Source organism: Persicitalea sp., assembly GCF_041751555.1.
Taxonomy (GTDB): Bacteria; Bacteroidota; Bacteroidia; order Cytophagales; family Spirosomataceae; genus Persicitalea.
Window position 1 is genome coordinate 1 of record NZ_JBGSXF010000263.1, and the last position, 5,577, is coordinate 5,577.

Consider the following 5,577-nt stretch of genomic DNA (forward strand, 5'->3'; position numbering starts at 1 on the left):
CCGAATTGGCCCAACTCGTAGCCTTGCTGTGAGGCGGTGTTGGCCCCCGTCAGGTCATAAAACGAGGTTTCAGGATTGGATAGGTAGGTCGAGAAGGCGTTGTAGTTGCCGATTTCCTGGTTACCCGTCTGTCCGTAACCGATGCGCAGCTTGGCAAAACTGAGCCAGGAGGAAGTACCTTTCATGAACGATTCCTGCGAAAGTACCCAGCCCGCGCTCACCGACGGGAAGTAAGCCGTGCGGAAGGCGGGAGCAAAACGCGAAGAACGGTCGCGGCGCAGCGTGAAATCAACCAGGTAGCGGTCGTCGAAGGCGTAGTTGGCACGGGCAAACTCCGAGGCCAGTTTCCACTCCTCGCCGCCGCCGCCATTGCTCACCACCGTGCGGCCCGCATTCAGATAGCGGTTGGGCAATTCGTCCACGGCAAAGCCCGACCGCTCGCCAAACACAAACTCGGAATAGCTACGGATCGACTCCGTACCCAGCAGCAGGTTAATGCGGTGATTGTCGCCGAGGGTTTTATTATACGTCAGAGTATTGTACCAGGTCCAGGTAAAACCGAAGTTGTTGTCGTTACGCAGGGTGTTGGTACCCGTCATTTCGGGCGACTCAGGGTCGTTGGCGCGGTAGCGGCGCACGTTGAAGGTGTTGTAGTCCACCCCGAATTGCGTTTTAGCGGTCAAGTCTTTCAGAATGTCCACCTCGGCGTAGGCATTGCCAAATAAGCGCAGCTCTTTCTCCTTATTGTCTTTATTACGGAAAAGCTCGGCTTCAGGATTCCGGGAGTTGTCCAGGCCCGTCCCCACGCCACCGCCGAAGTAGCCGTTTACGTCATAACGAGGAACAATAGGGGGGATACGATACGCGAACGAAATCGGGTTGCTCTCATTTTGGTTGCCACCCGTTTGGCCCACGCGCTCTCCGTAGCCTACTTGCAGGTTTTCGCCGACGCGGAAGCGCTTGGTCACGTTGAATTCAGTATTAGCCCTCAGAGAATACCTTTTAAAGTAGGTGTACTTCATGATGCCCTGCTGGTCGAAGATGTTAGCCGACATGGCGTAACGCGCCGACTCTGTAGCGCCCGAAACCCCGATTTGGTGGTTCTGCATTGGGGCCGACCGGAAAATGGCATCCTGCCAATCCGTTCCCTGCTGGTTGGCGCGGCTAATCAGGTTGCGGGCGTTGAAGTCGTATTTGGTCTCATCTACTTCCCCTTCCTTTTTGCCCGCCGGATTGGAATAAAAGGGGATAACGGGCGTGGCTCCATTGCCAAAAATCGTGATATTGGGGTAAGCCAGCGACGTACCAGCCGGGTAGGCACCGTCCACCAGTTTACTTGTGTTCTGTCCATTGATCCGCGATTCCCACAGGAGATCAGCGTACTGCTGTGTGTTCAGCAGATCCAGCGTACGCCACGCTTTTTGTTGGCCGTAGTAAGCGTCGTAGGAGAATACAGGCTTACCAGCTTTGCCCTTCTTGGTAGTAATGATAACTACCCCGTTAGCCGCGCGAGATCCATAAATCGAAGCTGCCGAGGCATCTTTCAAAACCTGCATCGACTCGATGTCATTCAAATTCAGCGTATTCAGGTTTTCTTTGGTCGGAGTGCCGTCGATGACGTAGAGCGGCGAGTTGTCGTTGATGGTACCGAATCCTCTTATACGTACCATAACGCCACCACCGGGTGAGTTGTCGTTGCCAACGTTGACGCCCGCTACGCGACCCTGCATGGCCTGCGCCAGGTTGGTAGCAGGTACCGAGAGCAGTTGCTTGGTATCGACCGTAGCCACCGCGCCTGTAATGTCGCGTTTCGACTGCGTGCCGTAACCCGTCACCACTACTTCGCTCAGGCTCTTAGTGTCTTCGTCCAGACTGAGGTTGATGGTACTTTGGTTACCTACCGTAATTTCTTTCTTCACAAAACCAATGGAAGAAATGACCAGCACCGCATTGTTTCCGCTCACGTTAACCGCAAAGTTTCCATCAGCGTCGGTCACGGTTCCCACGGTAGTTCCTTTCACCTGCACGTTTGCTCCGGGCAGGGCGGTGTTGTCAGTGGTCGAAGTTATTTTCCCCGAAACGCGACGATCTTGCGCCTGAGTCAATAAGCTACTCAACAGCAAGAAAATACACACAGTCCACTGAACCGTTACTCGTAGATTCTTTTCCATAAGAAAGAGTTGATAATTGGTTGATAGGGTAAAAATTTCGTAAAAGTAGGTAAATGTACCTTGTAAGATTCGATTGGTATATCATTTATTTTTTACAAAAAAACGGGTTCTGTACGCTCGCAGTAAAATCGCGATTTACCGAACCTAACGTCTTGTATTCCGGTTAGTACCCGAATAACCTAACCACCCAATTTCTCCGCTTTTGAAACCCCAACCCATTAAAGATCTGACGGGCTACGACCACATAGACGTACAAGGTGCCCGCGAGCATAATCTCAAAAATATCGACGTATCCATTCCGCGCAACCAGTTGGTAGTGGTGACGGGCATCAGCGGCAGCGGCAAGTCATCACTGGCCTTCGATACGATCTACGCCGAGGGGCAGCGGCGCTACATGGAGAGCTTTTCGTCTTACGCCCGAGGCTTCATCGGCGAAATGGAGCGGCCCGATGTGGACAAGATCAGCGGCCTGTCGCCCGTCATCAGCATCGAGCAGAAAACTACTTCCCGCAATCCGCGCTCGACGGTTGGCACCGTGACCGAGATTTACGACTTCCTGCGCCTGCTCTACGCCCGCGCGGGTGAGGCGTTCAGCTACGTGACGGGCCGACGCATGGTGAAGCAGTCGCAGGATCAGATTATCGACCAGCTTCTCAGCCAGTTTGAAGGACAGAAAACTACCCTTTTGGCTCCCGTAGTAAAGGGCCGTAAAGGACACTACCGCGAATTGTTCGTGCAAATTGCCCGCCTGGGCTACACCAAAGTAAGGGTGGATGGCGAGGTGCAGGACATCGTTCCAAAGATGCAGCTTGACCGCTACAAAGTACACGACATCGAGATTGTGGTGGATCGACTGGTTCCCGAGGCCGACGACCGCTACCGCCTGAGCCAGTCGGTAGCCACGGCTCTGAAACAGGGCAAGGGCGCGATGATGGTGATGGACGGGCAGGGCGAGGCGCAGTATTTTTCCCAAAACCTGATGGACCCCGAGGCGGGTATCAGCTACGATGACCCCGCGCCCAACTCGTTCTCGTTCAACTCGCCCTACGGCTGGTGTCCCAACTGCCAGGGATTGGGTAAAGTGGAGGAAATCACCGAGGACTCCATCATGCCTGATCGCTCGCTGAGTATCAGTCGGGGCGGCATTGCGCCGATGGGCGAGTACCGCGAAGCCTGGATTTTTAAACAGTTGCAGGTACTTTTGAAACCTTATAAGGTTAATCTAAGTACCCCGCTGGAAAAATTCCCGCCCGAGGCCATCGAACTGGTACTTTACGGCAGCGACGAACCCGTACCCGTGCCTTCAAAAAAGTACCCCGGCACCAAGTGGGACACGAAGTTCGACGGAATTATCAATTTCCTGAAGCGACAGCAGGAAAACGGCTCCGATAAGATTCAGGATTGGCTCAAAGATTTCATGGTCATCCGGGCTTGCCCCGAATGCAACGGGCTGCGGCTGCGGCAGGAATCTTTGCATTTTATTATTGACAAGAAAAATATTGCCGAACTGGCCGAGATGGATATCCGCGAGTTAGGCGACTGGCTCGTCAACCTGGAAGACCGTCTGGAAGACCGCCAGAAAGTCATCGGTCATGAAGTACTTAAAGAAATCCGCAAGCGCGTCGGCTTTTTGCTGGATGTCGGACTGGATTACCTGACGCTCAACCGTTCACTGCGGACGCTGTCTGGCGGCGAGGCGCAGCGCATTCGGCTGGCGACGCAGATCGGCACCCAACTCACGGGGGTACTTTACATCATGGACGAGCCCAGCATCGGCCTGCACCAGCGCGACAACGAGCGGCTGATCGGCTCGCTAAAAAACCTGCGCGACTTGGGGAATACGGTACTTGTGGTAGAACACGACAAGGACATGATGCTGGCTTCGGACTACATCGTGGACATCGGCCCCGGCGCGGGACGCCACGGCGGCCACATCGTCGGACAAGGTACCCCGGACGAATTCTTAAAAAACGGCTCGACCACCGCCGCTTACCTCGACGGCCGCGAAAGCATCGAGGTACCCGCGAAACGCCGCAAGGGCAACGGCAAGAAACTGGTGTTGAAAGGCGCCACGGGCCACAACCTCAAAAACGTGACGCTTAAAATTCCGCTGGGTACCATGATATGCGTTACAGGCGTCAGCGGTAGCGGAAAGTCGTCGCTCATCCACGAAACGCTGTTTCCGTTGCTGAATCAGCATTTTTATCGCTCCCGCCGCGAGCCGCTGGAACATAAATCCATCGAAGGACTGGAACATCTGGACAAGGTCATCGAGGTCGATCAATCGCCGATTGGCCGCACGCCGCGCTCCAACCCAGCGACCTATACCAACTTATTCACCGACATCCGCGCCCTGTACTCCGAACTACCCGAATCCAAAATCCGGGGCTACAAGCCGGGACGGTTCAGCTTCAACGTAAAAACGGGCCGCTGCAACGACTGCGAAGGAGCGGGCCGCAAGAAAATCGAAATGGATTTCCTGCCCGATGTCTATATCAATTGCGAGACCTGCAAGGGCAAGCGCTTCAACCGCGAAACGCTGGAAGTGCGCTTTAAAGGAAAATCCATCTCCGATATTCTGGACATGACGGTAGAAGCCGCGCTGAATTTCTTTGAGAACCAGCCCCGCATCCTGCGCAAAGTACAGACACTCAATGATGTGGGTCTTGGCTACATCACCCTGGGCCAACACGCTACCACGCTCTCGGGCGGCGAGGCGCAGCGCGTGAAGCTTTCCGAAGAGCTCTCCAAGCGCGACACGGGCAAAACCTTGTACATCCTCGACGAACCTACCACAGGCCTGCACTTCCAGGATATCCGCCACCTGCTGGCCGTACTGCAAAAGCTCGTAGAAAAGGGCAACACCGTCCTGATCATCGAACACAACATGGACGTCATCAAAGTAGCCGACTACGTTGTGGATCTTGGTCCCGAAGGCGGCGGACTCGGCGGCGAAATCGTGGCGCAGGGAACGCCCGAGAAAGTCGCCAAGGCGAAGGGTAGCTATACGGGGAAGTTTTTGAAGGCGGAGTTGGGGAGCCTGTCCAAGTAGGTGAATTGCCCATGAAAGCGGCTTTCTGGAACGAGACTTGGCATATAGAAGGATTTTCAGTAGCTTGTATTCCAATCAAACTCCCTGAAAAATGGCAATAATTATTTCGGACGATACTTTACTTAAAGTTCAACGAACGGGTCCTGAGCTTTTGACGGATCTTGCCTGCTACCTCTACGAGAAAAAGCGGCTGGGCGGCGGTAAGGCCCGGGAACTGGCCAATCTGAACCACGTTGAGTTTCAGCAGGCATTAGGTAGCAGAGGCATTGAAATTCACTACTCGGAAGAAGACTTCCTGGAAGAACTGAGTAACCTCGGAATTCACCGTTAGATGGTAGTTGTCAGCGACACGTC

Annotated in this window: 3 protein-coding genes; 2 read left to right on the plus strand and 1 reads right to left on the minus strand. The window is 54.3% G+C overall.

What is annotated here, in order from left to right:
* The coding region (locus tag ACEW8P_RS09365) for a SusC/RagA family TonB-linked outer membrane protein (protein ID WP_373512821.1) at positions 1-2,171 on the minus strand (2,171 nt) is incomplete at its 3' end.
* Between the two features lie 202 nt (positions 2,172-2,373).
* On the opposite strand from ACEW8P_RS09365, the gene uvrA reads away from it, so the two are divergent.
* Together uvrA and ACEW8P_RS09375 are read left to right on the plus strand one after the other, a co-directional pair.
* Positions 2,374-5,223 carry an excinuclease ABC subunit UvrA gene (uvrA, locus tag ACEW8P_RS09370; RefSeq protein ID WP_373512822.1) on the plus strand — a complete coding sequence of 950 codons (2,850 nt, stop codon included), beginning with the start codon at positions 2,374-2,376 and terminating at the stop codon, positions 5,221-5,223.
* Positions 5,224-5,314: 91 nt separating this feature from the next.
* On the plus strand, positions 5,315-5,554 hold the full coding sequence (locus tag ACEW8P_RS09375; protein ID WP_373512823.1) for a UPF0175 family protein: 240 nt from the start codon (positions 5,315-5,317) through the stop codon (positions 5,552-5,554).
* Positions 5,555-5,577 lie beyond the last annotated feature (23 nt).